The sequence below is a fragment of the Lederbergia ruris genome (assembly GCF_018332955.1).
Classification (GTDB): domain Bacteria; phylum Bacillota; class Bacilli; order Bacillales; family Bacillaceae_C; genus Lederbergia; species Lederbergia ruris.
Genome location: NZ_BORB01000105.1, coordinates 1 through 720 on the forward strand (window position 1 = coordinate 1; position 720 = coordinate 720).

The following is a 720-nucleotide window of genomic DNA, read 5'->3' on the forward strand; positions in this document are numbered from 1 at the left end:
ATGAGGAATTGAAATCAGACAAATATGGAATCGTCAATGTAGATACAAAACAATATTCGACATCTCCAAGGTTTGCGCAACAAAAAATTAGAGTCCGTATTACTTATAACGAAATTGCCATTTTGAACGAAGATAACGAAGTGATTGCCAAACACACCAGACTCTATGGTGTAAGGCGGAAATCTATGATTTGGCAGCCTTATCTAGATTTATTGTCCAAACGACCAAGAGCTATAAAATATTCAAGTATTTACAACCAGTTTCCATCTATTTGGACGGACTATTTAAAGAACTGTACAGAAGAAGAACAAAAAAATGCTTTACGCCTATTAGGAGAACTTTTAAAGAATGATGATTTTTCATTACTCAATGAAGCTCTTACGATGGCTTCATCTCATGGCCATCCAAGTACGGATCAAATCAAGCATTGTTTTTACACTGTAATAAATCAAAGCAATACATATAAGGAGATAAGTCCAGCTATTAATCTACCAACTATGCCTGCGGCAACCAGAGGGCTTTCTCATTATGATTCTTTACTTCAAAGCGGAGGTGTATCTTGATGAAAGAGCAAATTGAAGCACATGCCAAACGCTTGAAGTTAAGTTGGATAAGAGAGCATTACCATGAAATTAAAGCTGAAAATAATTATGACTATCTTCTTCAATTATTTGAAAGGGAGGTTGAAAATAGAGAGGAAAGAAAAGTGAACTTATTACT

The 720-nt window shown here is 34.9% G+C and carries 1 protein-coding gene and 1 pseudogene; both read left to right on the forward strand.

Going from position 1 to position 720, the window contains the following annotated elements:
- Nucleotides 1-563: Mu transposase domain-containing protein (locus tag KI363_RS21585; protein WP_444543508.1), on the forward strand; the 563-nt coding region annotated here is incomplete at its 5' end.
- Nucleotides 563-720: pseudogene (locus KI363_RS22500) on the forward strand (IS21-like element helper ATPase IstB); the annotation flags it as partial. The gene KI363_RS21585 and the pseudogene KI363_RS22500, both read left to right, overlap by 1 nt.